1 protein-coding gene is annotated in these 563 nt (G+C 37.5%); it reads left to right on the top strand.

Annotated elements, in window-relative coordinates; translation table 11 throughout:
• Nucleotides 1-396: 396 nt before the first annotated feature.
• Nucleotides 397-563, top strand: a 167-nt coding sequence (locus R7E78_RS29130) for a nicotinate-nucleotide--dimethylbenzimidazole phosphoribosyltransferase (RefSeq protein ID WP_318059019.1), incomplete at its 3' end; no start/stop codon positions are given.

Raw genomic sequence — 563 nt, 5'->3', positions numbered from 1 at the left:
AGCATTTGTTGTGCCAATCGTTGAGTTTATTAGGTGTTAGACATGTTATAAATGCTTGGTTTTAGTCACTTTGGTTTGTTTTTTGGTTATAGATTTCAATGGTTTGCTTGGTTATATGGGCTTGGTTTTTTGTGCAGGATACTCAGGTGATATGTATTCGTATCACTTTTCTATTTATGTAAAAACAGCCACCTAGAATCATATTCTTGTCAATATGACAGTCAGAATGCTAAAAACATCAGCAAAAAGAGAAAATCAGATGAAATAGAATGAAAGAGGCGTACACTTATTCTCTCATTCGTCGTCAGCCTTTTATCTTGTCTCGTCGTAATGCATACGCAACTGTAGACAACGTTTCTATCGAACGAACACCAATTACTTGAAGGAATACCAAACATGGATTGCTCTTTTTCCGCAGATATTCAAACGCGCATTGATAACAAAACCAAACCCTTAGGTGCTCTAGGGTTGCTAGAAAAAGTCGCATTGCAGTTAGCGTTGATTCAAAGCCAAGATCAAGCACAAGCCGTTGAAGAGATTGTTATTGGCAAGCCAACGATGTT

Source organism: Vibrio sp. YT-19(2023) (assembly GCF_033337395.1).
Note: the sequence above shows the minus strand (reverse complement) of the source record. Positions and strands in the feature narration are given on the sequence as shown.